Source organism: Acinetobacter sp. FY731 (genome assembly GCF_059515905.1).
On record NZ_JCAKNB010000005.1, the window covers coordinates 106,567 to 133,370 of the forward strand.

At 36.6% G+C, this 26,804-nt stretch carries 27 protein-coding genes; 5 read left to right on the top strand and 22 right to left on the bottom strand.

Going from position 1 to position 26,804, the window contains the following annotated elements; translation table 11 throughout:
- Positions 1 to 32: 32 nt before the first annotated feature.
- The 15 genes from AC5YC8_RS08580 to AC5YC8_RS08650 form a co-directional block, all read right to left on the bottom strand.
- A complete protein-coding gene (locus AC5YC8_RS08580) occupies positions 33 to 629 on the bottom strand; it encodes a 6-pyruvoyl trahydropterin synthase family protein (RefSeq protein ID WP_496164218.1) in 597 nt (198 codons plus the stop codon).
- A 322-nt stretch (positions 630 to 951) separates the two neighbouring features.
- Complete coding sequence (locus AC5YC8_RS08585; protein ID WP_496119320.1) at positions 952 to 1,566, bottom strand: TetR/AcrR family transcriptional regulator; 615 nt, start codon at positions 1,564 to 1,566, stop codon at positions 952 to 954.
- 48 nt (positions 1,567 to 1,614) lie between these two features.
- Positions 1,615 to 2,388 (bottom strand): TatD family hydrolase, encoded by a 774-nt coding sequence (locus AC5YC8_RS08590; RefSeq protein WP_496119318.1) that lies wholly within the window; start codon positions 2,386 to 2,388, stop codon positions 1,615 to 1,617.
- A gap of 24 nt (positions 2,389 to 2,412) precedes the next feature.
- The gene (locus AC5YC8_RS08595; RefSeq protein ID WP_496164219.1) at positions 2,413 to 2,751 is read right to left on the bottom strand and encodes a PilZ domain-containing protein; all 339 of its coding nucleotides are present in this window, start codon (positions 2,749 to 2,751) and stop codon (positions 2,413 to 2,415) included.
- Between the two features lie 9 nt (positions 2,752 to 2,760).
- Positions 2,761 to 3,741, bottom strand: coding sequence for a DNA polymerase III delta subunit-related protein (locus tag AC5YC8_RS08600; RefSeq protein ID WP_496164220.1), 981 nt, complete (start codon positions 3,739 to 3,741; stop codon positions 2,761 to 2,763).
- Between the two features lie 14 nt (positions 3,742 to 3,755).
- Positions 3,756 to 4,517 carry a 3-deoxy-manno-octulosonate cytidylyltransferase gene (gene kdsB, locus AC5YC8_RS08605; protein WP_496119312.1) on the bottom strand — a complete coding sequence of 254 codons (762 nt, stop codon included), beginning with the start codon at positions 4,515 to 4,517 and terminating at the stop codon, positions 3,756 to 3,758.
- A 9-nt stretch (positions 4,518 to 4,526) separates the two neighbouring features.
- The gene (lpxK, locus tag AC5YC8_RS08610; protein WP_496164221.1) at positions 4,527 to 5,531 is read right to left on the bottom strand and encodes a tetraacyldisaccharide 4'-kinase; all 1,005 of its coding nucleotides are present in this window, start codon (positions 5,529 to 5,531) and stop codon (positions 4,527 to 4,529) included.
- A 7-nt stretch (positions 5,532 to 5,538) separates the two neighbouring features.
- The gene (gene msbA / locus AC5YC8_RS08615; protein ID WP_496164222.1) at positions 5,539 to 7,263 is read right to left on the bottom strand and encodes a lipid A export permease/ATP-binding protein MsbA; all 1,725 of its coding nucleotides are present in this window, start codon (positions 7,261 to 7,263) and stop codon (positions 5,539 to 5,541) included.
- The gene (locus tag AC5YC8_RS08620; RefSeq protein WP_496164223.1) at positions 7,263 to 7,685 is read right to left on the bottom strand and encodes an ExbD/TolR family protein; all 423 of its coding nucleotides are present in this window, start codon (positions 7,683 to 7,685) and stop codon (positions 7,263 to 7,265) included. The genes msbA and AC5YC8_RS08620 overlap by 1 nt, the downstream gene beginning before the upstream one ends.
- Before the next feature lie 9 nt (positions 7,686 to 7,694).
- On the bottom strand, positions 7,695 to 8,327 hold the full coding sequence (locus AC5YC8_RS08625) for a MotA/TolQ/ExbB proton channel family protein (RefSeq protein ID WP_496164224.1): 633 nt from the start codon (positions 8,325 to 8,327) through the stop codon (positions 7,695 to 7,697).
- A 32-nt stretch (positions 8,328 to 8,359) separates the two neighbouring features.
- Positions 8,360 to 9,247 carry a ParB/RepB/Spo0J family partition protein gene (locus AC5YC8_RS08630; protein ID WP_496164225.1) on the bottom strand — a complete coding sequence of 296 codons (888 nt, stop codon included), beginning with the start codon at positions 9,245 to 9,247 and terminating at the stop codon, positions 8,360 to 8,362.
- Positions 9,244 to 10,026: a ParA family protein gene (locus AC5YC8_RS08635; protein ID WP_496119301.1), complete on the bottom strand. Its 783-nt coding sequence runs from the start codon at positions 10,024 to 10,026 to the stop codon at positions 9,244 to 9,246. Before AC5YC8_RS08635 ends, AC5YC8_RS08630 begins: the two co-directional genes overlap by 4 nt.
- A 24-nt stretch (positions 10,027 to 10,050) precedes the next feature.
- Positions 10,051 to 10,683, bottom strand: a complete 633-nt coding sequence (gene rsmG, locus AC5YC8_RS08640) for a 16S rRNA (guanine(527)-N(7))-methyltransferase RsmG (RefSeq protein WP_496164226.1) — start codon at positions 10,681 to 10,683, stop codon at positions 10,051 to 10,053.
- Between the two features lie 85 nt (positions 10,684 to 10,768).
- On the bottom strand, positions 10,769 to 11,458 hold the full coding sequence (murU, locus tag AC5YC8_RS08645) for an N-acetylmuramate alpha-1-phosphate uridylyltransferase MurU (RefSeq protein ID WP_496164227.1): 690 nt from the start codon (positions 11,456 to 11,458) through the stop codon (positions 10,769 to 10,771).
- Complete coding sequence (locus AC5YC8_RS08650) at positions 11,459 to 12,472, bottom strand: aminoglycoside phosphotransferase family protein (protein WP_496164228.1); 1,014 nt, start codon at positions 12,470 to 12,472, stop codon at positions 11,459 to 11,461.
- A 122-nt stretch (positions 12,473 to 12,594) separates the two neighbouring features.
- On the opposite strand from AC5YC8_RS08650, the gene AC5YC8_RS08655 reads away from it, so the two are divergent.
- Together AC5YC8_RS08655 and AC5YC8_RS08660 are read left to right on the top strand one after the other, a co-directional pair.
- On the top strand, positions 12,595 to 15,048 hold the full coding sequence (locus tag AC5YC8_RS08655) for an LPS-assembly protein LptD (protein ID WP_496164229.1): 2,454 nt from the start codon (positions 12,595 to 12,597) through the stop codon (positions 15,046 to 15,048).
- Entirely contained in the window at positions 15,048 to 16,355 is a 1,308-nt protein-coding gene (locus AC5YC8_RS08660; RefSeq protein WP_496119291.1) for a peptidylprolyl isomerase, read from the top strand. Before AC5YC8_RS08655 ends, AC5YC8_RS08660 begins: the two co-directional genes overlap by 1 nt.
- 108 nt (positions 16,356 to 16,463) lie before the next feature.
- Here AC5YC8_RS08660 and hfq read toward each other — a convergent pair whose 3' ends face one another.
- The 4 genes from hfq to tsaE all read right to left on the bottom strand — a co-directional run bounded on the left by hfq (position 16,464) and on the right by tsaE (position 20,447).
- On the bottom strand, positions 16,464 to 16,982 hold the full coding sequence (hfq, locus tag AC5YC8_RS08665) for an RNA chaperone Hfq (protein ID WP_496119289.1): 519 nt from the start codon (positions 16,980 to 16,982) through the stop codon (positions 16,464 to 16,466).
- Between the two features lie 95 nt (positions 16,983 to 17,077).
- Complete coding sequence (miaA, locus tag AC5YC8_RS08670) at positions 17,078 to 18,022, bottom strand: tRNA (adenosine(37)-N6)-dimethylallyltransferase MiaA (RefSeq protein WP_496164230.1); 945 nt, start codon at positions 18,020 to 18,022, stop codon at positions 17,078 to 17,080.
- Positions 18,023 to 18,028: 6 nt separating this feature from the next.
- A complete protein-coding gene (gene mutL / locus AC5YC8_RS08675; protein ID WP_496164231.1) occupies positions 18,029 to 19,978 on the bottom strand; it encodes a DNA mismatch repair endonuclease MutL in 1,950 nt (649 codons plus the stop codon).
- A complete protein-coding gene (tsaE, locus tag AC5YC8_RS08680) occupies positions 19,971 to 20,447 on the bottom strand; it encodes a tRNA (adenosine(37)-N6)-threonylcarbamoyltransferase complex ATPase subunit type 1 TsaE (protein ID WP_496119283.1) in 477 nt (158 codons plus the stop codon). The genes mutL and tsaE overlap by 8 nt, the downstream gene beginning before the upstream one ends.
- Before the next feature lie 130 nt (positions 20,448 to 20,577).
- Here tsaE and AC5YC8_RS08685 point away from each other — a divergent pair, with 130 nt between their 5' ends.
- Both AC5YC8_RS08685 and AC5YC8_RS08690 read left to right on the top strand, forming a co-directional pair.
- On the top strand, positions 20,578 to 21,486 hold the full coding sequence (locus tag AC5YC8_RS08685; protein WP_496164232.1) for a pseudouridine synthase: 909 nt from the start codon (positions 20,578 to 20,580) through the stop codon (positions 21,484 to 21,486).
- A 112-nt stretch (positions 21,487 to 21,598) separates the two neighbouring features.
- On the top strand, positions 21,599 to 21,937 hold the full coding sequence (locus AC5YC8_RS08690) for a type II toxin-antitoxin system RelB/DinJ family antitoxin (RefSeq protein ID WP_496164233.1): 339 nt from the start codon (positions 21,599 to 21,601) through the stop codon (positions 21,935 to 21,937).
- Between the two features lie 157 nt (positions 21,938 to 22,094).
- On the opposite strand, the gene AC5YC8_RS08695 is transcribed toward AC5YC8_RS08690, so the two are convergent.
- Positions 22,095 to 22,802, bottom strand: coding sequence for a pseudouridine synthase (locus AC5YC8_RS08695; RefSeq protein ID WP_496164234.1), 708 nt, complete (start codon positions 22,800 to 22,802; stop codon positions 22,095 to 22,097).
- A 145-nt stretch (positions 22,803 to 22,947) separates the two neighbouring features.
- Between AC5YC8_RS08695 and AC5YC8_RS08700 the strand changes: the two genes are divergently transcribed.
- Entirely contained in the window at positions 22,948 to 23,403 is a 456-nt protein-coding gene (locus AC5YC8_RS08700; RefSeq protein ID WP_496164235.1) for a DUF441 domain-containing protein, read from the top strand.
- A gap of 53 nt (positions 23,404 to 23,456) precedes the next feature.
- On the opposite strand, the gene AC5YC8_RS08705 is transcribed toward AC5YC8_RS08700, so the two are convergent.
- Positions 23,457 to 24,377, bottom strand: coding sequence for a LysR family transcriptional regulator (locus AC5YC8_RS08705; RefSeq protein ID WP_496164236.1), 921 nt, complete (start codon positions 24,375 to 24,377; stop codon positions 23,457 to 23,459).
- 154 nt (positions 24,378 to 24,531) lie between these two features.
- Positions 24,532 to 26,733, bottom strand: coding sequence for an OsmC domain/YcaO domain-containing protein (locus AC5YC8_RS08710; protein ID WP_496164237.1), 2,202 nt, complete (start codon positions 26,731 to 26,733; stop codon positions 24,532 to 24,534).
- Positions 26,734 to 26,804 lie beyond the last annotated feature (71 nt).

Genomic DNA, 26,804 nt, shown 5'->3' on the forward strand with positions numbered 1-26,804 from the left:
ATTCCTAATTTATGTCCAAATGTTATAAATACTTACAGTTTTACCTGTAAATCAACTACTGGGTTCTGAAATTTAATTCCTTTTTTTAGATTTTCATACATTGATGAATCTGCCCATTCGGCTTGAATTTGTTCAGAAAACTCTATTTGATCCAATGCTAACAAGCCCATTTGCTCATTACTAATATCTTCTGCAAAGCTTTGTGCATATCCTGTATCTGTTTCGTGAACAATCACAGAATACACTTCAACATCACCTTCACCATTTCGAGTTTCTGTCGATGCTAAAACTTGTTGCACTAAATAAAAGAAAATACGTGAAAATTGTTCTGCCGATGGCGATACAGGTAAAGAAACCCAACGTGCACTAAATGTTTTACACGCTTGAATATATTCTTTACTGTCATGTTCCCAAAAACAAATCGCATGATCAAAAGAGTCAATAAGGTCTTTAATCACACCTTTCAACAAACCAAAATCATATACCATTTGACCATGATCTAATTTTGTCGCTTTAAGTAACAACTCAACCTTGTAACTATGGCCGTGTATAGAACGCTTACAACGATCTGACGTGCAATTACGTACAACGTGGGCGTTTTCAAACTTAAATAACTTACGAATGATCATATGTCGTGGTATATAAAATATTAATAGGGATTTATTCGATTATAATGCAAAAATCCTATTACAAGCATTAATTTTATAGTTCATTATAATAGGGAAAACATATCATCGTTATTTTGGATAACTTAAACTATAAAATTTAGTTCAACATCCTATAACTTCACACTTTAACAACGCCTTAAAAGCAACTTCATTATTCAAAATTAGTCTTTAATTTACTTAAATAAAACTCATTTTTATTATTTTTAGGTCTTAAAAACCATTTAAATATAATATTTCGACACAAATTGCAGTAAATATCAAAATGCGTCGAAATAATTATTTTTTATACTGCTAAATCTAGAACTTTTACTTGTTTCGGTATTGCTAGTGCTTGGTCTATGTAGGCAACACGTAATGTATCTCGTGAGCCCAAATAGCGTTGATAGAAACTAGAGTTCAAAATTGCAGCCGCACCATACGTTAAACCCCAAATAGATGCAAGATAATCTCTTACAGACATGGCACTTTGGATAGATGCTAAATAGGTTTCCGTCATACGAATAATAATACGTAAGCGTTGCTTTCTGACTTGATATAACTCGGTAAATAAATGATTTACACCCACACCCGTTGTAGATAGTCTTTCTTCAATTTGATGAAACAAAACCGTTCTCTCTGGATGATGCAGGTGATGCAACATAAAGAATGCCAAATGTTCAGGAAATGCTTTTTCAGCATCCTTAATCATTTCTAATAACATCATTTCATTGCGAATAATAAGCATCATATAGAGCTCATCTTTGCTCTGAAAGTGTTTATAAAGCGTACCTTTTGCCAAATCTAATTCAGCAGCTAAAGCATCCAGCGTCATTCCCGCTTCGCCATTTTCAAGAAGCAATTGCTCTGCAACTTGAAAAATTAAGGTTTCTCTTGCTCGAAACTGAGCCTGACGATCCATCTTCACCCTATAAACTCTCTTTTGCTTTTATCCATCTTCTGATGGCATTTATTTCATGTTTAGGAGGTTTTCAAAGTTTTTCTTTGTTATGAAAGCCATTTCCTCAAGTGACTTATCATATACATCACTTAATGCTTTGGCTACATAGGGAACGTACTTTGGTTCATTAGACTTTCCTCTATAGGGCATGGGTGCCAAATAAGGACTATCTGTTTCAATAAGCACACGATCTAATGGAACTTGCTTTGCAACATCACGTAAATCTTGTGCATTTTTAAACGATACAATACCTGAAAAAGAAACATAATATCCGCAATCAAGCACTGCTTTTGCTGTTTCCCAATCTTCGGTAAAACAGTGCAAAATACCATGTGTTGATTTTTCAGCACGGATAATATCAATCGTGTCAAATTTTGCTGACCGAGTATGAACCACCACAGGCTTTTTAACACTTTGCGATGCGTGAATGTGTCGAGCAAAACATTCTTTTTGTTCAGCTACAAATTCTGTGCTGTGAAAATAATCTAAACCTGTTTCACCAATTGCCCAAACCTTTTCTGCTTGTGCAAGCTCAATCAAATATTCTGTAGTTGCTCGTGCCATAACAGCTGGATCTTCACAAGGATGAACTCCAACCGTATAACCCACATCTGCATGACGAGCAGCAATTTTTGCAAGCTCAATATGATCATCTAAGTCTACAGAGATACCCATAAATTTTGATACACCCGCTTCGCGAGCTTGTGCCAACGCTAAATCTAACTGACCGTCATAAGGCGTTAAATCAAGCATAGTTAAATGGCAATGCGTATCTACAAACACGATGATTTCCTAAGTTACACTGAATTACATAGTGTAACTATTACGGCCTGCCGCTTTAACCCCTGCAAGCAATTTTTCTGCTTCAGACTTGTAAAAAATACCCTTTTCACCTGTCAGCTGAATACCAAATCCCTGCAATTTAATTCCATTTTGTTTGTGAGAAATCCAAATCACTTTACCTGTGAGTGGAATTTTTTGAGATTGTTCTGGCAAAGTCGCCAAAACAAAAACTTCTTCCCCCATTTTTACAGGTTGCTTTGATGGAATAAATAATCCTCCACCTGCAACATACGGCATATAGCTCTGGTAAAGCATATCTTTATCTAGAATATTTGCTTGAATAATACCGCCACGTGGTTGCATATTTTTCCCCTAAACATTCATAAGCTTGATACAAAGTTGGTCAACAACCAAATTTCCTTGTACATTTTGCTCGGTGAGTTTTTTTGCTTGTTGTATTTCTGAATATATCCCAAATAATGCCTCGAGTGAATATTGTTCAACCAAAACACTAAAATCTATATCTATATTTTTCACTTGCTGTTCTAGTTTTACACAAATTAAATCAGCTAAAAGATATTCAAACATTTGCATAAAATCTGAGAAGCTCAGTTCTTTATTCCACTTGCTTGCAATCGCCAATGGCATATTTTTTTGGGTCACTAATTTTTGCCAATCTTGAACAAATAAACCACGCTTAACAACCCAATCTTTTGCAGCTAATTGCAAAGCAAACAAAGGCATCTGATTTGATAAATTCAATAGCAGCGGAATTTGTGATTGTAATTCTTCCGTTAAATTTTCAAGTAAAAATTGAGTCGTTTGATTAGACTCAACTCGATCTAAAGCAAAATGTTGCAATCTACTTCGAATAGTTGCAGGTAACTTTAAATAATGATCCGCTAATAAAATAATAATCGTGCGCTCACCTGGCTCTTCTAAGGTTTTTAGAAGTGCATTTGATGATGCAATATTTAAAGCTTCAGCAGGCTCGATAACAATTACACGCCAACCATCTACCGTTTGTTGCACAAAAGGCTGTAAATCTCTCACCTTTTCAATTTTAATTTTAGCATTTTGTTTTTTATTGTCTTCATCGGTTGAAACATATACGTAGTTCGGATGCGTATCTGCCTTCAACCAAAGACAACTTCCACATGTACCGCAAGGTTCATTTTTTTCATGTCGATTTAAACACAAAACCCATGCAAGAAATTGTTGCGCAAATGCCTCTTTTCCACAGCCCTTTTTGCCATAAAAAAGCAACCCATGTCCAATTTTAGGAAAACGTGATGTCAGGTTTTCCCAAACTTGTTTTTGCCATGGATACACTTGTCCACGCTGTTCTTGCATGTTAAATCCCTAAATTATAGAAAAGCAGAAACATCCATCGCATTTAAACGATCTAAATCTTCTTGAGTATCTACACCCGGTGGTAAATTTGCTTCTGCAACTGCAATGGCAATTTTATGACCGTTTTCCAAAACACGTAACTGCTCAAGACTTTCTAGTTTTTCTAAAGCACCCATATCCCAAGTCACATATTCTTTTAAAAGCTGTACGCGATAAGCATACAAACCCAAATGACGAAATGCTTGATCATGTAGTTTTTGTTCAGCCGTTTTAGCACCATCACGATCATAAGGAATGGTCGCTCGGCTAAAGTATAAAGCTTGGTTATGCTTAGACATCACCACTTTAACAATACTATCACGCTTAAATTCTTCTAAATTAGAAATAGGCTCACACAATGTAGACATCGAGCTTGTCGGTTGATCCACCAATAACTGTGCAACTTGCTTCACCAATTTAGCAGGTAAAAGTGGTTCATCACCTTGCACATTTACAATAATATCTTCACTCGCCCAACCTTTAATGCGAGCAACCTCACTTAAACGATCTGTACCTGATGGATGATCTTTTGATGTCAAAACAACATCAACTCCATTAGCACGACAAATTTCTGCAATTCGCTCATCATCTGTCGCCACACATAGATCATCAAATCCTTCTACTTTTTTCGCTTGGTCAACAACACGCAAAATCATTGGCCGACCATGAATTTCAAGCAACGGCTTCCCAGGTAAACGAGAGCTTGCAAAGCGAGCAGGAATAACGATGTGTTTCATATACAAACCTTAATGAATTTGAATGCCTAGGTTTTTAAGCTGATTATTTAACAATACATAACAGTCTTGGCTTAACACAGCCTCGACAGGAACCACCCAAATTTCACGCTTAAAATCTGGATTTTTCTTTAAAAGTGGTAATAGTTTAACTGCATCTTTTTCTGTCGTAATAATTGGATTTGCATCTTCAAATTGTAAATCTTGAATTTCATAGTCATGATGATCTGGAAACTCATGACACTGGAATTGGTGCACACCAAGCGATTGAAGTGTTTTATAAAATCTTTGCGGATAGCCAATACCAACCACAGCATAATAATCAAGACTTCCATCAAAAAATGTATCTTTATTTGTATTTAACAAATATGGCGTCGAGACTTCCAAGTGCATATTTAAATCAGACTGAGGGTGAGCCGCATGTTCAATCACTGTTGCGGTATCTAAGCGACTCTTAGGCTCACGTAGATAACCCTCAGGTAATATTTTTTCATTACCTAAACCACGATTATTATCAAGAACAATCCACTCTAATTGACGATTTAAAGCGTAGTGCTGTAAACCATCATCACTAATAATTAAATCTAACTTGTGCTTAGAAAGTAATAATTCAATATTTTTTTGTCGGTTTGCACCAACCACCATCGGAACACCGGTAGACTGGACAATCAAACAGGGTTCATCACCGACTTCATCAGGTTCAGAATCCATATCAACATATGCAGGGAAAGGACCTTTTCCACCATACCCCCGACTAATTACACCAACACACACACCTATCGACTCTAAATAGTCAACCAAGTGAATAAGCAATGGTGTTTTTCCACTCCCACCCACCGTAATATTACCAATGACCATCACGGGTACAGGCGCTGTATAAGATGGCTTAATACCTGCCAAATATAGCTTATGATTCAACTTAGATATTGAACGATATAAAATAGAAAGTGGTCGGAGCACAATTAACCACTTTGCTTGTCTATTCCAAGCATTCTGAATAAATTGCGCAACCGACATTTAAATTTTATTCCTCAAAATTACGTTGATGTAATTGGAAGTACGCACCTTTTTTATTCAACAACTCTTGATGAGTACCACTTTCGAGAATACGCCCTTGATCCATAACCACAATACAATCTGCATTTTCAATTGTAGATAAACGATGTGCAATCACAATGGTTGTACGATCTTTCATTGCAGCATCAAATGCACGCTGAATATAATATTCAGACTCATTATCAAGTGCACTAGTCGCTTCATCTAAGATTAAAATAGGTGAGTTTTTCAAAATGGCACGCGCAATTGCAATACGTTGACGTTGACCACCAGATAAATTTAAGCCTTGTGCACCCAACTCTGTATTATAACCATTCGGCAAATCCATAATGAAATCATGTGCATAAGCTGCCTTAGCTGCTGCAACAACATCTTCATCACTTGCACCTTCCAACTGTCCGTAAGCGATATTTTCACGCACTGTACGGTTAAAAAGAACAACCTGTTGATTTACCATTGCAATTTGTGTTCTTAGACAATTTAGCTCGATATCGTGAATATCAATACCATCTAACTTTAAGCTGCCTGAAGATATTTCTTGATAGCGAACGAGTAAATTAACAAGCGATGACTTACCCGCACCAGACCGACCTACTAGAGCAACCGTATCCCCCACGTTAATATCAAGTGAAAAGTCTTTGATTGCCTCACATCCATCTGAATATTGCATATTTACATGATCAAATTGCACATTGCCTTTTAATTCTGGTTTTAAAGTTCCTTGATTATCTTCTTCTTCCATATCAATTAATTCAAATACAGAATGTGCTGCAGCTAAACCACGTTGTAATTTTTCATTCACTTCTGTTAAAGCCTTAACCGGCTTACTCAACATACCAGCAGCGGTAATATATGCAACAAATGCACCTGCTGAAATATCTTGTAAGATTTCTGGTCTTAACGCAATCCAAATAATAATCCCCATTGCAAATGCCATGCAAAGTTGCACAATTGGACTATTCAGCTGTGCAATTGCTGTCATTTTTAAACCACGACGTAAATTTTCCATAGAGTGCCATTTAAAGCGCTCATGCTCGTAAGTTTGCCCACCAAACCCCTTAACAACAACATTACCATTCACCGTTTCTTGAACTACATGGTTAACATCACCCATCGTATCTTGAACAAGAACAGATAATTTACGCATGCGTTTTCCAGCTTTACGTACAAGCAAGCCAATAAGTGGAGCAAAAATTAAAATACAGAGAGTTAGACGCCAGTTGGTATAAATTAAGAAACCAAGTAAACCAATTGTAATTAAACCTTGTTGCACGACCGTTCTTAAAGACTCAGTTGTAGCAGCAGTCAATTGTTCAACGTTGAACATAATTTTTGCTGTGATATGTCCACTACTATTATCTAAAAAATACTGTGTCGGAAGACGTAAAATTTTTGCAAAAACTTCCTGTCTAACATTAAATACTAAGTGTCGAGAAATCTTTGCGGTATAATAGCCACCAATGTATTGCCCCAAACCACGGAAGAAAACCATAGCAACAACAAGCAATGGAAAAATTGTAGTAAAGCTCGTATCTCGATGTTGAATTGCATCAATAATTTTTTCTAAAAGCTTTGCTACACCAACTTCAGTAGCCGCACTTAAAGTAAAACCAATAAATACAAGAATAGCTAAGCCCCAAAAAGGGATTAAGTATTTAAGTAATCGACGATAGACCTGAAGATCTTTCTTCACTAATAACCTCGGGTTGGTACTTTTGTACTAATATTAATATTAACAAAACCAAGCTGACCTGCAACATCCATTACACGTATCACATCTTGATGTGCTGCCTTAGCATCGGCGGCAATAACAAACATTAAATCTCGACGATCATTCGAAATTTGTTTAACTGCTGTGTTTAAGTCTGCCGCCTCATTCGTTGAGAGCGCTTGACCATTCACAGAATAATATCCCGAAGCATCAACCACAACTTCAATTTTGTGATCATATTGTTTAGGTGGAACACCTTGTGCATCAGGTAATGTTAAATTCATTCGGCTCATTTGGTTAAATGTCGTCGACAACAATAAAAAAACCAAAATAAATAACAAGCAATCAATCATGGGCGTTAAATTAATATGAATATCTTCAACTTGTGAACGCTTAAATTTCATAAGCTCACCTTATTCAGATTGATCATTGTTTTCATGCTTTTTATTTTCAACAAAAAGCCCCGCATGAAACAAGGTTGCTTGCTGTTCTAACTCTGCAATATATTCTTGTACAAGTCGTTGAAAATAACGATATGCAAACAATGCTGGAATTGCAATCAACATACCTGCAGCAGTTGTAATTAATGCTTTAGAAATCCCTGGAATCATTAATGTTGGATTACTTGCCGATCCAACATCAATCATTAAAAAAGATTCAATAATACCTAAAACCGTACCCAACAAACCTAGCAATGGCGCAACGGCACTTAATGTTCCTAAAAAGTTAATATTCTTTTCTAAATAACCAATTTCCTGAGATGCAGTTGCTTCCATTTGTGCACGTACATATTCAGAGGAATGATTTCTACTCTGATAACCTGACAAAAAAATACGACCTAAAGGACTTTCTTGTAAAGAGGTCGACTGTTTTAATTGCTGTACAACTGTTGTCGTACTTTGCCCCACTTTTAATAAAATAGCATTGGGTAAAATGATCGATTTTTTTAAGCGAAGAAAGCGTTCAATTGAAATAGCTACGGTAAAAATTGAGCATAACACCAACGGTAGCATCAACCATCCGCCCGCTTTTACTAATTCCCACATTTGTTTTTCCCCAATAAATCACAAAACATTCATTACTTAGATAAACAGATATTTAAAATACCATCTAACTCATCTAATGAATGATAGCTAATTACAAGCTTTCCTTTACCCTGCTTATTGTAATCAATTTTCACATCTGCACTAAAACGCTCAGATAACTGTTGAGACAATTGTTGAATATCATATGAAACTTCTTCTTTCTGTTTTTCTACTTTAGGTGCACTCAGCTCACGAACCAATTGTTCGGTCTGACGTACAGATAAACTTTTTTCAATTACAGTTTCTGCAACCTTTAACTGATCTTTAGCTTTTAACGTCAAAATTGCACGCGCATGCCCCATATCAAGCAAGCCTTGTTGCATAAAGTCTTTCACTGCATCTGCAAGTGACAATAAACGCAACAAGTTACTTACCGTAGTACGTGCTTTACCCACAGTTTCCGCAATTTCTTGATGACTTAAACCAAATTCATCATGAAAGCGTTGTAATGCCATCGCTTGATCAATTGGGTTTAAATCTTGGCGTTGAATGTTTTCAATTAACGCCAAAGCAATTGCAACTTGATCCGTTAAATCACGAACAATTGCAGGAACTTCCGTTAAACCTGCAAGTTGGGCTGCACGCCAACGACGTTCACCTGCAATAATTTCGTATGGATGTTTTTCATCATCTGTAGGACGAATAACAATAGGCTGCATAACACCATGTTTTTCAATAGATGCTGCTAGCTCTTGTAAATCTTGCTCATTAATAAAACGACGTGGTTGGTATTCACCACGCTTAAGCAAATGCACATCAATTTGTTTTAGCTGACCATGATCGATCGATTGAGCTTCAAGTTGCAATTTTTCTTTTTGGATTGACCCAAGTAAGGCATCCAAACCACGACCCTTGGCTAATCCGCGTTTTTTTGTGGTCATGCTTTACTTCCTTTTTTGACTTTGCTTTTCTTTAACATCTCAGCTGCAAGATTTAAATATGCAACCGCACCCTTAGAACTTTTTTCAAAATAGATAATTGGTAAGCCATGAGCTGGAGCTTCCGCCAAACGAATATTACGCGGAATTACCGTATCGTATAGTTTTTTTCCAAAATATTGTGATAATTCTTCAGAGACATCTTTGGTTAATGCGCTACGTGCATCATACATTGTGCGTAAAACGCCAATAATTTCTAGGTTTGGATTTAAGGCTTGCTGAATTCGATCAATGGTTTGTGTTAAATCGGCCAAACCTTCCAAAGCATAATATTCACATTGCATTGGAATCATCACCCCCTGAACTGCTGTAAGTGCATTCACGGTAATAAGGCTTAGACTTGGCGCACAATCGACAATAATATAGTCAAATGAGTTTTCTACTTCTTTTAATGCATTGCGTAAAATAAATTCACGTCCTTCTTGTTCTGCAATAACAAGCTCTACGCCAGCCAAATCTCGGTTTGACCCTAAAACTTTATAACCAACTTCAGATTTTGCAATTGCAGTTTCAATAGGCACTTCACCAAGTAACACATCAGTTACTGAATAAAGTAAATCATTTTTTTGAACGCCAGAACCCATTGTGGCATTACCTTGAGAATCCATATCCACAAGGAGTACACGTTTTTTTAATACCGCCAAAGATGCAGCTAAGTTTACCGCAGTCGTGGTTTTACCTACGCCACCTTTTTGGTTCGCAATCGCAATAATCTGCGCCATAAGTTTCCCCAATCCTTTGAATTTTTAAATTTGCTTTAAAATTAGTAAATGACGTTGCTCATCTAAACGTGGCACTTTTAGCTCAATAATGTCACAACTAAATTGATCTTTTAAAGCAATAATTTCTTCTTCTGGAATTAAACCTTTCATTGAAGCAATGATACTTTGCTCATGCATAAATGGTTTTGAAGCCGTTACAAAGTCTGTAAGCGATGCAAATGCACGACTTGTAATGATATCGAACTTACCTAACTCGTTAATACTGTCTTCATTTTCTACACGAGTTTGTACTGCAATTACATTTTGTAGTTTTAAATCTGCAATAAATTGTTTTAAGAAACGAATCTTTTTACCATTCGAATCTAAAAGTACGCATTGGCGCTCAGGCTGACATAACGCAATAATCATACCCGGCATACCACCACCTGTACCAATATCGAGCAAGCGACCCTGTGGTAAATCTTTTAAAATACTTAAACTATCTAAAAGATGTTTAACCAACATTTCTTTCGGATCACGAATTGCCGTTAAGTTATATGCTTTGTTCCACAACACCAAAGCATCTTGGTATTTTAGTAATAAATTTAAAGCTTCTTCGCTTAGCTCCAAACCTAAAGCCTGACTACCTTGCTTCAATTCTTGATAAAACGTATGCATAGCAAATAACAACTCGATTAAATTAAGTGGAAGTATACCGATTTATACCAATAGACACAGTATTATGTGCTTAGTGAATATTCAGTTAAGCAAAAACACCCTCTCTGATTTGTAAGTCCAATGCAGTTAAACGCTCAGGCGTTCCAACATCTACCCATGCTGCTTGCATTTTTTGAGCTGAAATTTGTCCATTTAACATGGCTTCTTTCAAAAGTGGCGCAAGCGGACGCTTACCCTGCTCTAAACCATCAAACATTTTAGGATCAATAACAGAAACACCACTAAAAGTTAGATTTTCACCTTCAACGTCCTGATCTAAAGTATAAACACGATTATCTTTTAACGTGAAATCACCTTTTGGATGCTGCGTCGGATTTTCAACTAAAATCAAATGTGCCAAATCATCTTGTAAATTCACTTGCAGCAAATCAGCAAAATCGAATGTTGTCCACACATCACCATTCACCAAAATAAAAGGCTGATCACCTAATAATGGTAAAGCGTTGATAATGCCGCCTGCGGTTTCCAAACCTTCGTCTTCTCGAGTCCAACGAATATTCACACCAAACTGAGAGCCATCACCCAATGCACCAATCAGCACATCAGCTAACCAAGCACTATTGATGATAATTTCCGTCACCCCTATGCTTTTTAGCTTTTCTATATGCCAAACAATTAGCGGTTTCCCACCAACTTCTAATAAAGGTTTTGGCTTATATAACGTTAATGGACGCATACGATTTCCCAATCCCGCGGCCAAAATCATCGCTTTCATTTATGCAACAACCTCATATTTGCCATATTTTTCTTCAAATTTAGGCATTACTTTTTCTTCGATATACTGCATAAATGGTTTTAACTCATTGTATGCTTTACTTTCTTCAATTAAATACCACATAACACGCGGTAAGTCTTTCAAATATCCAGATTTTCCATCACGCTCAAATAATCGAACAAAAATGCCTAAAATTTTAAGATGACGCTGAATTGCCATCATGTCTGCATCTTTTTTGAATTGTTCAAAATCACGATTTTCTTTAGATGCTTCTGGCAACATGTCATAAAAAACTTTAAACCATGAGTAAACACGATCTGCATTCCATTGCACGTATGCATCACGTGTAATTGAGATCAAATCATAAGTATCTGCACCAATCACAGCATCTTGAAAGTCGATAACACCAAGGTCTGTTTCGCCCTCAACTTTCATTAAATTACGACTGTGATAATCACGATGAACAATCACTTGTGGTTGAGCCACAGCAGCATTAGCTAAAATTGCAAACGTTCGCTTAATTAGCGCAAGCTCATCTGAAGTTGGCTTAATTTGTAAAGATGGAAGCATCCAATCTGTTAACAACTCCATTTCAGAAATCAGTTTATCGTAAGAGTATTCAGGAAAACTGGTTGATCCATCTATTTGCTGTAATTGGATTAACTGTTTAAAACTCTGTTCATAATAGGTATCTACAGTGGCATCATTTAACAATGTAGAAAGCAATACATCACCAAAATCCTCTAGCAATAAGAAGCCTTGAGTAAGATCCTTGAAAATAATTTGCGGTACTCGTACTCCATTTTCATGGAAAAACTCATCTATTGTCACAAAAGGTGCACAATCTTCTTTATCAGGTGGTGCATCCATGAGCATAAATGATTTATTATTAAAATGGATTCGTGCATAACGACGGAAGCTTGCATCGCCTGCTAAATAATTAATTTCAAATTGATCTGAACCGAGTACAGATGTAATCCATGATTGTATCAATTGTTCGCGTTGTATATTCATTTGCAATAAATTCTAAGACAGGCAGAGTTTTTTTGAAGTCTTAAGTGTAGCTACTTATAAACTTTTTCTCTATGATGCAACAATAATTAATTGCGATTAAGCACTCTTGGTTAATGAGACAAATGAAGCATCAGTTTAAATTTAATCCTTTAGCGACTGCGATCTTAACCCTTTTATGTGGCAGTACTGTCACGAGTTATGCTTCATCAGTAGATAGCACATCATCTTCGACAAATGAACAATTAAAAACTGCAATAAAAGACGTTTATCCAGGTCAACAATTTTTTGAACAATATTATGTAGATAAGTCTTCACCTGAAGCTCAGCAAAGGTTAGGTGGCAAACCAAGTTCTGCTTTTTGTAAAGGTACTTGGATTACACCCATCACGCCTGAAACAAAAACAGGTGATACAAGCACCGATAATTCAACGATTACTGCTGACTACGGACACTACAACCCTAATGGCGATTCTATATTAGAAGGCAACGTTGTTATTGAACAACAAGGTCGTTTAATTAATGCCAATGAAGTGACTATTGATAAAACACAAACTTTTGCACATGCAAAAGGTAATGTTCAAATGGCGCAAGGTGGTTTGCTATCTAAAAGTGATGAAATTAACTACAACTTAAAAAGCCAACAAGGTGATTTAAGTAATAGCTTATATATCTCAGAAACACAGCATGCGCATGGTAGTGCAGAAAAAATTGAAAGAACATCTAACAATATTACCGTACTTAACAACGCAAGTTACACAACCTGCCCACCAAGTGAATCACCAACTTGGAATATTAAAGCCAAAGAAATTACACTCAATCAGGCAACTGGTCGTGGTGAAACAAGAGGTACAAAGCTGTACGTAAAAAATGTACCCGTAATGGCTGTGCCTTATTTCAATTTCCCAATTGATGACCGCCGCACGACAGGTATTTTAACCCCTAGTTTTGGCTTTGCAAATAATAGCGGTTTAGAGCTTGCTGTTCCTATTTACTTAAACCTTGCGCCTAATTACGATGCCACGATTACACCTCGTTACCTAAGTGATCGTGGTAGTATGCTCCAAGGACAATTTCGTTACTTAACAGAGAATTTCGGCTCTGGTTTATTAAGTGGTGGATTCCTCGGTTCAGATAAAAAATATGATGACAAAGATCGTAAAGAATTTCACTTTGAACATTTCTGGCAAATTAACAACCAGTTTTCAACCAAAGCTGAATATAACTACGCTTCAGATAAAGACTATTTCTCTGATTTAAATAGCAGTCCAGATTCACGTACAAATTTAAATTTACGCCGTGCTTGGGAATTAAACTATAACAATGGTATTCCAGGCTTAAAAGCAAAACTTAAAGTAGAAGATTTCCAAACACTTGATCGTAGTGTTCCCGATGTCGATCGTCCTTATGCTCGTTTGCCACAATTTTTACTCAACTACAAAACAGGAAACCCTCAAGGCTTCCAAGTCGAGTTCAATAACGATACAGCTTATTTCAAGAAAAATATTTCAGACTATTCAGAGTCTGACAACACTGTTGAACCAAGTGGTACACGTATTTATAATGATTTTACTGTTCGTTACAACTACAGCAACCAATGGTCTTATATTCGCCCAGCAGCATCTATTCGTAACATAAGTACATTTTTCGATAAAGATACGAAGAATCTATACAACACAACAAGCGATAGCCAAAGTATTTCTGTAACTGTTCCTCAATTTACATTAGATACGGGGCTTATTTTCCAAAAAGAAGGTAAATACCTACAAACTATTACCCCTCGTGCATTCTATGCTTACGCACCATACAAAAATCAAAATGGAAACCCAAATTTCGACTCCATTTCTGCCTCGCTTGGTTATGATCAACTCTTTAGTCCTAACCGCTTCTATGGTCACGACCGTCTAGAAGACAACAACTTCGCATCTTTAGGTGTAAGTTATAGCATATTCGATGAAATTGGCTTAGAGCGCTTACGTGCAAGTGTCGGGCAAAGCTTCTTTTTTGAAGATCGTCGGGTAGTTTTAAACAATTCATACGATCAACTTGATACTCAAAAACGTACAGGGCCCGTTGTTAGCCTTTCTAGCCAAATCACACAAAACTTTAATGTAAGTGCAAATGGAACTTGGCTAGCCAATGGTGATAGTGCTCAACAAAGCATCTACTCTTACTACAGCAATGACAATGGTCAACTTTATAGTTTAGGTTATATCAATCGCAAAAAGTTGGGTGACCAACAATATGCATACGATCAAGTAGTCGCATCCTTCGCTCAACCTATTCACAATAATTGGCGTATTTTAGGTCATGCGCAATACGATATTGATAATCGTGTTACGCGCGATCTACTATTAGGGATTAACTACGAATCTTGCTGTTGGGGTATCTCTGTTTACGGTCGCTCATACTACAACGATCTAGACAATGTAAATTTACCTGATGTGAAACCAAATCGCGCTGTAATGGCCGAGCTAACCTTCAAAGGTCTAGGTAGTTTCAATAATAAACTTGCATCTTTACTAGAAAGCCGTATTTTAGGATTTAATAAAGTAAATCAATCTTGGACACAACGTTAATGAAGACGACAAAGATAAAATCATTATTTAAAGCAAGTGCACTTGCGATCAGTATTTCATTTGCAGCACCTGTATTTGCTCAAAACTCAAATGAGGTTGTTGCTGTCGTCGACAACAATATTATTTTAAGAAGTGATTTAGCTCAAAGTGTCGCTGAAATTCAACGTCGCTTTCAAGCACAAAAACAAGAACTACCTCCTCAACAAGTTCTAGAACAACAAGCTTTAGAACAACTGATTATTCGTCAAGCTCAACTTGAACAAGTTGCACGCTATAACGTCAAACCAGATGAAAAAGCTTTAAATGATGCTGTTCTTAGTGTTGCAGGTCAGTCTGGTATTAAAAGCTTAGCAGCATTCCAACAAAAGTTAGATGCTCAACATCCAGGTACATATGCTGCAATTCGTAGTCGTATTGCAGAAGAGTTGGCAATCAGCACTTTACGCCAACAAGTTGTTATGTCACGCATTAAAATTAGCGACAAAGATGTGGCAAACTTTTTAAAAACACCTCAAGGGCAAGCTGCTCTTGGAAACCAAGTCCATGTACTTCACATGCGTATTTCAGGTTCTGGTGATCTTCAGAGTGTTGCCCAACAAGTTCGCCAAGAACTAAGCAATAACAATGATGTAAATGCTATTGCTAAACAGTTTTCAAAAAATGATACAAAAGTTGATGGCGCAGATATGGGCTTTAGAAGCTTATCGAACATCCCTGCCGAACTAGCAGCCCGTGTTAGTCCTCTTAATGTTGGACAAACAACAGACCTAATCACAGTTCAAGATGGTGTTCATATCTTAAAACTGGTTGATCGAAAATCTAGCGAACAAAAAGCAATCGTTCCTCAATACCAAACACGACACATCCTTATTCAACCATCAGAAGTGGTTAGCCCTGAAAATGCTAAACAAAGTATTGATAGCATTTATAAGCGCTTAAAAGCAGGGGAAGATTTTGCTGTACTCGCTTCAACCTTCTCAAATGATACAGGTTCTGCACGTGATGGTGGTAGCCTTGGCTGGGTAACACCTGGCGTAATGGTTCCAGAATTTGAAGCGAAAATGAAAAACACTCCAAAGGGTCAAATTAGCGAACCATTCCAAACTCAATTTGGTTGGCATATCCTAGAGGTCACTGATACACGTCAACAAGACATGACTCAACAATATCAAGAACGCATGGCACGCCAAATTCTTGGAGAACGCCAGTACGATACAGAGCTAGATAGCTGGTTAAGAGAGGTACGTAACAATGCCTTTGTTGATATTAAAGATCCAAGTCTAGACCGTAAGAATAACGGAAAATAAACCAAATCCTCATAAACATAGCTTCATTATCGTAGCTATGTTTTGATTTAAGTTTGCTCTAGACATAAAAAAGCCTCTCAATCGAGAGGCTTTTTTACAATTCAAGAATTAACGATTGTTGTCATCTTCTTGAACATCATCAAATTTAGTTTCGCCAGCTTCAAAGCCACCTTGACCACCGAAGCCACCTTGACCACCGAAGCCACCTTGACCACCAAAGCCACCTTGACCGCCGAAGCCGCCTTGTTGACCGCCGAAGCCGCCTTGTTGACCGCCGAAGCCACCTTGACCGCCAAAGCCACCTTGACCACCGAAGCCACCTTGACCACCGAAGCCACCTTGACCACCGAAGCCAGCACCACCTTGTTGACCACCGAAGCCAGCAGCGCCACCTTGAGCACCAGCAGGAGCACCAGCAGGACGTGGATTACGCGCAGGAACAACTGTAGAAATTGCATGTTTGTAAACCATTTGGCTTACTGTGTTTTTCAATAAAACAACGTATTGGTCAAATGACTCAATATGACCTTGTAATTTAATACCATTTACAAGAAAAATAGAAACTGGAATACGTTCTTTACGGAGAGAATTTAAGAACGGATCTTGTAACGTTTGACCTTTAGACATGTTATAACTCCAAAAATTTTAAAAATATCAGCGCAAAAAACTGTCTTTATTTTTCAATTAAAAATTATAAAAAAGACAGTGGTGTAAATTCTGCTTTAATCATAAAAGTTTCGCAAGTCTTCTTGTGCTTGCTTTACTGTACAGAATGTTTGAATTTTATGCGTTTTTTGCAAAGAACGTAACCAAGTGTATTGACGTTTTGCAAGTTGTCGTGTCGCAAATAAGGATTTATCCTCCATCTCGGTCACCTTAGTGTGAGATTCATCACCATTTTTTAGAAATTCTAATACTTGGCGATATCCTACAGATCTCATTGAGGGTAAATTTTCATTTAAATCGTATTTTTCAATTAAGGCCTTAACCTCACTCAAAAAACCGATATCCCACATTATTTTCAATCTTTGCTCTATTCGCTTATGCAATTCTACACGATCAAGCATCAACGCGTAGTTATGAAAATTGTAACGATATGGTAAATTTTTAGGTTGTTCTGCTTGTAATTGCGTAATAGGTTGCCCTGTTAACTTATAAACCTCCAATGCTCGAATAATTCGCTGTTTATCACTTACATTGAATTTTTCACCTGCTAAAGGATCTATAGCGCACAATTCTGCATATACAACATCCCAACCTTCAAGTGCTGCCTTTTCTTCAATTTCATCTCGAATATCTTGATTTGCATCAGGCAAATTACTCGACAACCCCTCAAGTAAAGCTTTGAAGTAAAGCATTGTTCCACCTACCAATATAGGTGTTTTTCCTTTCGCGTGTATTTGGTCAATTAACAATGAAGCATCATCTACAAATTGCGCGGCAGAATAAACTTCTAGAGGAGAAATAATATCGATCAGATGGTGCGGATATTGCTCCTGTTCGGCTTTTGTAGGCTTTGCTGTACCAATATCCATATCTTGATAAACAAGCGCAGAATCAACAGAAATAAGCTCAAAACCACCCTTCTCATATAGCTCACATGCCAAAGCGGTTTTACCACTTGCAGTTGGTCCCATTAAATTGATGACCGGCAATTGATTTGACATGTACAGCTACTCTCCTCGAGCAAAAAGTTTATCTAGTTGAGCCAATGGAAAAGCACGCCAAGTTGGACGCCCATGATTACATTGACTTGCAAATTCTGTTTGCTCCATTTGACGAAGCAATGCATTCATTTCAGAAAGACTTAACAATCTATGTGCTCGTACCGCACTATGACATGCCATTCCTGCCAAAATTTGATCTCGCTTTTGTAACAAAGTCTGTGCTTCATCATTTGGATCTAAATCATTTAATAATTCAGGAACAAGTGATTCAAAGTCCGCCTTATGTAAAATTGCAGGAACCCCTCGAACAATGACTTGATTATCACCATATTGATCTATTTCTAGCCCTAAACGTGCAAGCTGTTCTTTTAAATCATCAATACGCATGGCTTGCATGCGGCTAATACTAATAATTTTAGGAATAAGCAATTGTTGCGATGTCCAAAACTCTGGCTTATCCCAAGCAGATTTCATTTGTTGCAATACAATACGCTCATGAGCTGCATGCATATCAACAATAATTAAGCCTTCAGTATTTTGAGCAAGAATATAAATCCCGTGTAATTGAGCTATAGCAATACCCAAAGGATGTTCATCGACCTTTGGTGATACGTCAAAATTACTCAATGCTTGATCTGAGGATATTTGATCTATATTTTCACGTAATGGTGCTAAATAGGTTTTAAGTACATTATTCAGTTGCTGAGAACCTGAATATGGTTCACGCATGTGTGTTGCATAATTTACTGTTGGTCGACTTGCATTAAACTCTGTCAATAAATCAGTAGATGCTTGTACAACTGAATGTTGTTGTGGCTCAACAACAGACTTATGTAAATCGAATTGTTCTTGATAACGAGGCTGAACTTGGTAAGGTTGTGCTTGTTCAGCAGCATCTAATTTCATAGCAGATGATAAATCTGCCGTAGCCGTTTGAAATTGAGCTAATGTATTTTTTGCATAATGACGTACAAACTCATGTACTTCACGCTGATTTAAAAAGCGAATTTCATGTTTTGTCGGATGCACATTAACATCAATATTTTCAGGTTCTACTTCTAAAAACAACAAATATGCAGCATGTTGATGCCCATGCAAAATTCCATCATAAGCCATACGAAGCGCATGAGAGATTGTTTTATCTTTCACAATACGCCCATTCACATATACATATTGTAAATCTGCTTGTGAGCGAGCATCCGACGGATGCCCCAACCAACCTGTTAAACGCATTGAAATACTATCTGAATCAATCCAGTATGCATTTTCAGTAAATTGACGCCCCAGTAACTGCTGAACTCGTTGATAACGTAATTCACCACTATCTGCGATAGGTAAATTCAATTTGATCGAGCTGTTATGTTCAAGCACAAATCGAATATCAAAGTGTGTTAGAGCTAAGCGTCGAACGATTTCTTCAATATGGCTAAATTCGGTACCTGGTTTTTTTAAAAACTTGCGACGTGCAGGTACATTAAAAAATAAATCTTGTACACGAATATGTGTGCCTTTTGGCGTTGCAACAGCCTGAATTTCTTGATGATCAAAGGCTGTTCCATTCACTTCAACTTGATAACCAATACCCTCATCATTTTGACTACTGGTTAAAGTTAAGCGAGAAACTGCAGCTATAGAAGCAAGTGCCTCTCCACGGAAGCCTAAACTTACAATTGCATGTAAATCTTCCGAGGTTTGAATTTTACTTGTCGCATGACGCATAACCGCCAAAGATAAATCATCGGGATGAATCCCCTTACCATTATCCATGATTTCAATAAGCGTACTTCCGCCTTGCTCAATACGAATAATGAGTTCCGTTGCTCCAGCATCAATAGCATTTTCAAGTAATTCTTTCACTACCGATGCAGGGCGTTCAATCACTTCACCTGCTGCAATTTGGTTGGCTAATGCAGGGTCTAATGTTCGAATACGACGTACGCTTAATTCATCACGCATGCTTAAAAGCACTCTCTAAGGCTTGTTGTAATTCAGAAGACGATGATGTAAGAGTCACGATACGTGTTAATTCATCCTCAGACTTTTCAATATTAATGACAAGTTCTGCTTCAGGAATTTCTTCACCACCTTTTGATGGCCATTCAAATAAAAATAACGCATTTTCAGTTTCTAAATAATCACGAATACCCATCAACTCTAATTCATAGGGATCATTTAACCGATATAAATCGAAATGAAAAACATCTTTACCTGAAATACTGTAAGGCTCAACCAATGTATATGTTGGACTTTTCACAGAACCTTGATGCCCCATACTTTGTAGTAAGTATCTCGTGAGCGTGGTTTTACCCGCACCCAAATCACCAATCAAATAAACCACACCTTTGTTAAAATGGGCTGCCAAAATTTGTGCTAAATTTTGGGTATCATTTTCACTATTAAGCTGTAAATTAAATGAATACTGCATAATACTCACGATATGAAACAAAAGAATAATTATGATAGCATCGCACCGCTTTAAAGCCTATGTAAACGAAGCGAAATGTATAATTTTAATACGTTATATTTTAACCAAACCCAAATAGTTTAATGCCAAAATGATGAAAACTCTCGAATTCTCACCACCCATGATCAATGGCGTGAGCGCAAGCAAGGCTTTTTTACCTAAAATTAAACCTAGCCCGATCAGTATTTTTCAATATTTATGCCAAGAATTCCAACATATTTCATCTATTGAATGGCAACAACGCTTTACAGATGGTTTAGTTTACGATGCTTCAGGTAATCAACTCACAATAGATTCAACATATATTGCAGAATCTCATGTGTTTTATTACCGTTTTTTGACGCACGAAATTCATGTGCCTTTTGAGCATCAAATTTTATTTGAAAATGAACATTTACTTGTTGTCGATAAACCACATTTTTTAACCATGAGCCCTACAGGAAAATATGTTCAGGAAACACTTTTAGTTCGTTTAAAAAAACAAACAAATAACGAACTTTTAACGCCTATTCATCGTTTAGATCGAGAAACAGCAGGTGTAGTTTTATTTTCCAAAAAAGCTGAAAGTCGAGGGATCTATCAACAAATGTTTGCAGAGCGTAATGTCCAAAAAACATATCATGCTATTGCACCCTATAACAAAGAACTCAATTTTCCATTAAATATTCAATTGCGCATGGAAAAAGGCGAACCATTTTATACAATGAAGACGGTTGATGGCATTCCAAATAGCGAAACTGATATTCAACTTATAGAACATAATAACAAGTGGGCAAAATACCAATTACAACCCAAAACAGGTAAACAGCATCAACTACGCGTTCATTTAAACTCACTTGATATTGCAATTAAAAATGACCCATTTTATCCCACATTAAAACATAAAGATGATGCCGACTTTTCTCAACCACTACAGCTTTTAGCTAAAGAAATATCCTTTATAGATCCTATATTATTCACACAAATGAACTTTAAGTCTCACTTTGAGCTTACATTGTAATTTTACTGTCATTACAGTGTTTAAAAATAAATCCTGTATATTTATTGAAATTACACTAAGTTCCTTTACAATAAACGCATAAAATTTAAGTAGTTTAATGTTTAAAAAAATCATGAGAAAAACTGAAGTTTATCAAATTCGCCTAGATTCCCAAGAAAAGAAGCAAGCATTTGCTGTATTTAAGCAGCTAGGGATTACGCCAGCTCAAGCGGTACGTTTGTTTTTTAAACAAGTCGTATTAACTAAATCTATCCCCTTTTCTATTGAAAATCAGAACATCAATCTTGAACAACTCATTAAGTTAAGAAAATTAAAGCAAGAACAAAAAACTTCAGAACAAGATGTTACCAATGGTACATCTGCAAATAATCATGAACTTATGTTAGATGATGATGACAGTGATCTATTTGAAGAGCTGAATGCTTTATTAGGCGATTCTGACAAAGTGTAATACTGGCTTATTTTACAATTTTTCTCATATTATTTTTATTGCACGTTATCTATCGAGAAATTTCATACATGGAGTAATTCAGAACTATTCTGAACCCTCCATATTTTCTATTATTAGATTTTCATATCTAGTTTCAAATAACAACGTAATCCACAGATTATTCATCTCTTTGCTTAGCAAGTTGAATTTGTGCTTCCGTCAAATAAATCCATTCACCTTCTGCAATACCACCCAAATCAAATTGCCCAATTTGCTGTCTGTGTAAACTTTCAACTTTATTTCCCACAGCAGCAAGCATGCGCTTCACTTGATGGTAAACACCTTGATGAACTGTCATTTGCAATTCATTTGAACTTAAACGCATAACATCTGTCGCCGCAAAAATACCTGTTTCATTACGCAGTTCTACCCCTGCTTCTAATTGTTGGATTTGCTCATTTGTAATTTCATCTGCGGTTAACATTTTATACACTTTAGGTACATGCTTTTTAGGATGAGTTAATGCTTGAAGAAATTGGCCATCATCAGTTAAAAGCAATAAACCTGTCGTATCTTGATCTAAACGACCAACGCACTGAATACCACGATTTAACAAAATATCATCAAATAAATCGAATACACTAAAATGATGCGTCGCCTGATGAGAACATTCATAGCCTTTAGGCTTATTGAGTGCAATATACACTTTCTCTCGGTAAGTATATTTCTCTTGGTAAACTTCAAACTCTAAATTATCGAGTTTTAATTTTTCTTTAGGATGATTAACCACAACACCGTTTATTGACACAGCACCATTTTTAATAAGTTGCTGACAATGTTTTCGTGCACCAAAACCCTGTGACTGCAGCATTTTCTCTAAAAACATAATCAACACCCAAACGTACATCAACATAAAATTTTGAGCATTTTATACCGAAATAATTTTTTAATCTTATCTTTCCACAACAATACAACTTCCTTAGTTAAAAACGGCTACAATTCAATTTCAACTTAAAGCCTAAACTATTTTTATGCTATCTCATTTAGATCTAAACTTAATTGTTTTACTTATATTATTAGCATGTGGCATTTTCAGCCATAACTCTGCTGTGACCATTGCAGCTGGGGTTCTCATCGTATTTAAAATTACCCCTTTAAGTGAATTCTTTCCTTATTTGCAAGCGCATGGTTTAAACATTGGTATTATTATTTTAACAATTGGTGTTTTAACCCCCATTGCGAGTGGCAAAATTTCAGGGGAAGCCATTTTACAATCTTTTATGAGCTGGAAGTCTTTAGTTGCTGTAGCAATTGGGCTTTTTGTTGCTTGGTTAGGTGGTCGTGGCGTTAGCTTAATGACGCATCAACCCAATGTTGTTGCAGGCTTACTTATTGGTACTATTGTAGGTGTCGCATTATTGCGTGGCGTACCTGTTGGCCCTTTAATTGCAGCAGGCATTCTCTCGCTTTTAATTGGAAAATCATAAAACATCTGCCTTATGATTTTCTTTTTCTAGCGTTTACTGCAACCTCAATACCCTTAAGATGAGTAATAGTGATTGCGCTTTTGTGAAAACTTCTCAAGTTGCTTTAAGAAACCCTCAAAATAGCTCTTATCTTTTTCATCTGTTCTAAATCCTGCATATAAAGTACGGCGTAAACCAATCTCAGATACGCAGTTTAAACGCTTTGAAGTCACCCATCCTTTTTGTTCATACTCATTCACCACCCAATCGGGTAATGCAGCAATACCTCGCCCACTTGCAACAAGCTGAATTAACATTTGCGTTAAGTCCGTAGTACGAATAGCTTTCGGCATAATATTCGCAGGAAGAAATAGCTTTGCCATAATATCTAAACGGTGCTTATCTACTGGATAAGTAATGAGCGTTTCTTCTGCCAACTCTTTCACTGTGATATTTTCTGCCCGTACCAAAGGATGCGTATTTGAAAGCACTAAACGAGATTCATATTCAAAAATAGGAAAATATTCAATTCCTTTTAACTCAATGGGATCTGCGGTAATAAGTAAATCAAATTCAGAGTTTTGTAATAATTCATGCGGATTGGCTTCAAAACCTGAGGCAAAATCTAGATCTACATCTGGATATTGCTGTCTATATTGATTTAATAGTGGCATTAACCAATCGAAACAACTATGACATTCGGATGAAAAAATAATGCGTCCCGTTTGTCCATGAACGATTCGAGTAATATCAGATTGTGTGAGCTGAATTTGCGGCAGAATATCATCTGCCAATTTCAACAACCTTTGCCCAACATTTGAAAACGTCACAGGACGACTACGTCTATTTACAACCTCTACGCCATACCACTGATCTAACTCTTTAAGTTGATGTGAGATTGCAGACGGTGTTAAACACAAGTCACTTGCAGCAGCAACCAATGAACCATGCTCTCGTAATGCTACTAGCGTTTTTAAATGACGAATTTCTAGCATTCAGTGATCCTATCCATATTACACTTGATGTGAATTTATCTCATCTTATCATAATTTTAATTAATTAAATTCATTTAAAAAATAATGTCATTTAAGGAATAAAAAAAGCCCCTATTTAGGAGCTTTTTTTATTTAGACTCTTACAATCTAAAAATTAAGAGACAGCAACAAATTTTGCACGTGCTGCATGTAATTTCTTATAGCTATCAATTAAACGTAAATGACGCTCTAAACCTTCAAGTTGCATATTAGTTTCCGTTAAACCATAGAAACGAATGCTTCCTTCCATTGACCCAATCACAGCATCCATACGCTCATCACCAAACATACGGCGGAAATTTGGTTCAAAATCATTTAGGTCTAATTCATCATCTAATTCCACTTCTAAGACAACATTCATACACTGATAAAACAAACCACGTTCAACTGTATTTGTATTGTATTGAAGGAACGTTTCTACCAACTCTTTTGCTTCTTCAAACTGTTGCAATGCAATATAAATGAGTAATTTAAGTTCAAGAATGGTCAACTGACCCCATACCGTATTATCATCAAACTCAATACCAATGAGCGTTACAATGTCGGTATAATCATCTGCTTCAACTTCTTCTAAACGCTCAACCAAAGCTTCTAACTGTTCATCTTCTAAACGGTGAATATTTAAAATATCTTCACGGAATAAAAGCGCTTTGTTGGTATTATCCCAAACTAAATCTTCTACTAAATAAATTTCAGAATAATCGGGTACTAAAATACGACAAGCCGTTGCACCTAAATGCTGATACACCGCCATGTAGGTTTCTTTGCCCATTTCTTCAAGAATTGAGAATAATGTAGCCGCTTCTTCTTTATTGGCATTTTCACCTTCACTTGAAAAATCCCATTCTACAAATTCGTAATCCGATTTTGCACTGAAGAAATGCCACGACACCACACCACTAGAATCGATAAAGTGTTCTACATAGTTATTTGGTTCCGTTACCGCATTTGAGCTAAAGGTTGGTTTTGGAAGATCATTTAAACCTTCAAAACTACGACCTTGTAGCAATTCCGTCAAACTACGCTCTAACGCAATTTCAAGTTTAGGATGTGCACCAAATGAAGCAAATACACCACCTGTACGTGGATTCATGAGCGTTACACACATTACAGGGAACTGACCACCTAAAGAGGCATCTTTCACCAATACAGGAAAACCTTGCTCTTCTAAGCCTTTAATGCCTTCAACAATACTAGGATATTTCGCTAAAACGTCTTCAGGAACATCAGGAAGGGTGAGTTCGCCTTCTAAAATTTCACGTTTTACAGCACGTTCAAAAATTTCAGACAGACATTGAACTTGAGCTTCTTCAAGTGTATTCCCTGCGCTCATCCCATTTGAAAGGTATAAGTTTTCAATTAAGTTTGATGGGAAATAAACTGTTTCATTATCTGACTGACGTACAAATGGTAATGAGCAAATACCACGTGCTGTATTACCTGAATTGGTATCGTATAAATGCGTACCTAATAATTCATCTTCAGGATTATAAATTTCTAAAGTGTATTCATCTAAAATTTCTTTTGGTAATTCACCATTTGGACCTGGTTGGAACCATTTTTCATCTGGATAATGAACAAATTCTGCATTGGCAATTTCCTCACCCCAGAATTGATCGTTATAAAAGAAGTTACAGTTTAAGCGTTCAATAAATTCGCCTAAGGCAGATGCCAAAGCACTTTCTTTAGTTGAGCCTTTACCATTGGTAAAGCACATTGGCGACTGAGCATCACGAATATGAAGCGACCACACATTTGGCACAATATTACGCCAAGATGCGATTTCAATTTTCATGCCCAAACCTGCCAAAATTGCAGACATATTGGCAATGGTTTCTTCTAATGGCTTATCTTTACCTAAAATATAGGTACTATTTTCAGAAGTTAGACTTGGCATAAGCAAAGCTTGAGCATCTGCATCGATGCTTTCTACTTCTTCAATAACAAATTCGGGACCTGTTTGAATGACTTTTTTAACCGTACAACGATCAATTGAACGTAAAATCCCTTGACGATCTTTTTCTGAAATATCAGCAGGTAATTCGACCTGAATTTTGAAAATTTGTTTATAGCGGTTTTCAGGGTCAACAATATTATTTTGAGATAAACGAATATTATCTGTAGGAATATCGCGTGCAGCACAATACACTTTTACAAAATATGCTGCGCATAATGCAGATGAAGCAAGAAAATAATCGAATGGACCTGGTGCTGAACCATCCCCTTTATAGCGGATTGGTTGATCGGCGATTACTGTAAAATCATCGAACTTTGCTTCTTGTCGAAGATTGTCGAGATAATTAACCTTTATTTCCATGCATGCACCTAAATATTTCTATATGCCCGCATAGACACATAAAAATTTAAATTTTGTAACTTAAGCCTATT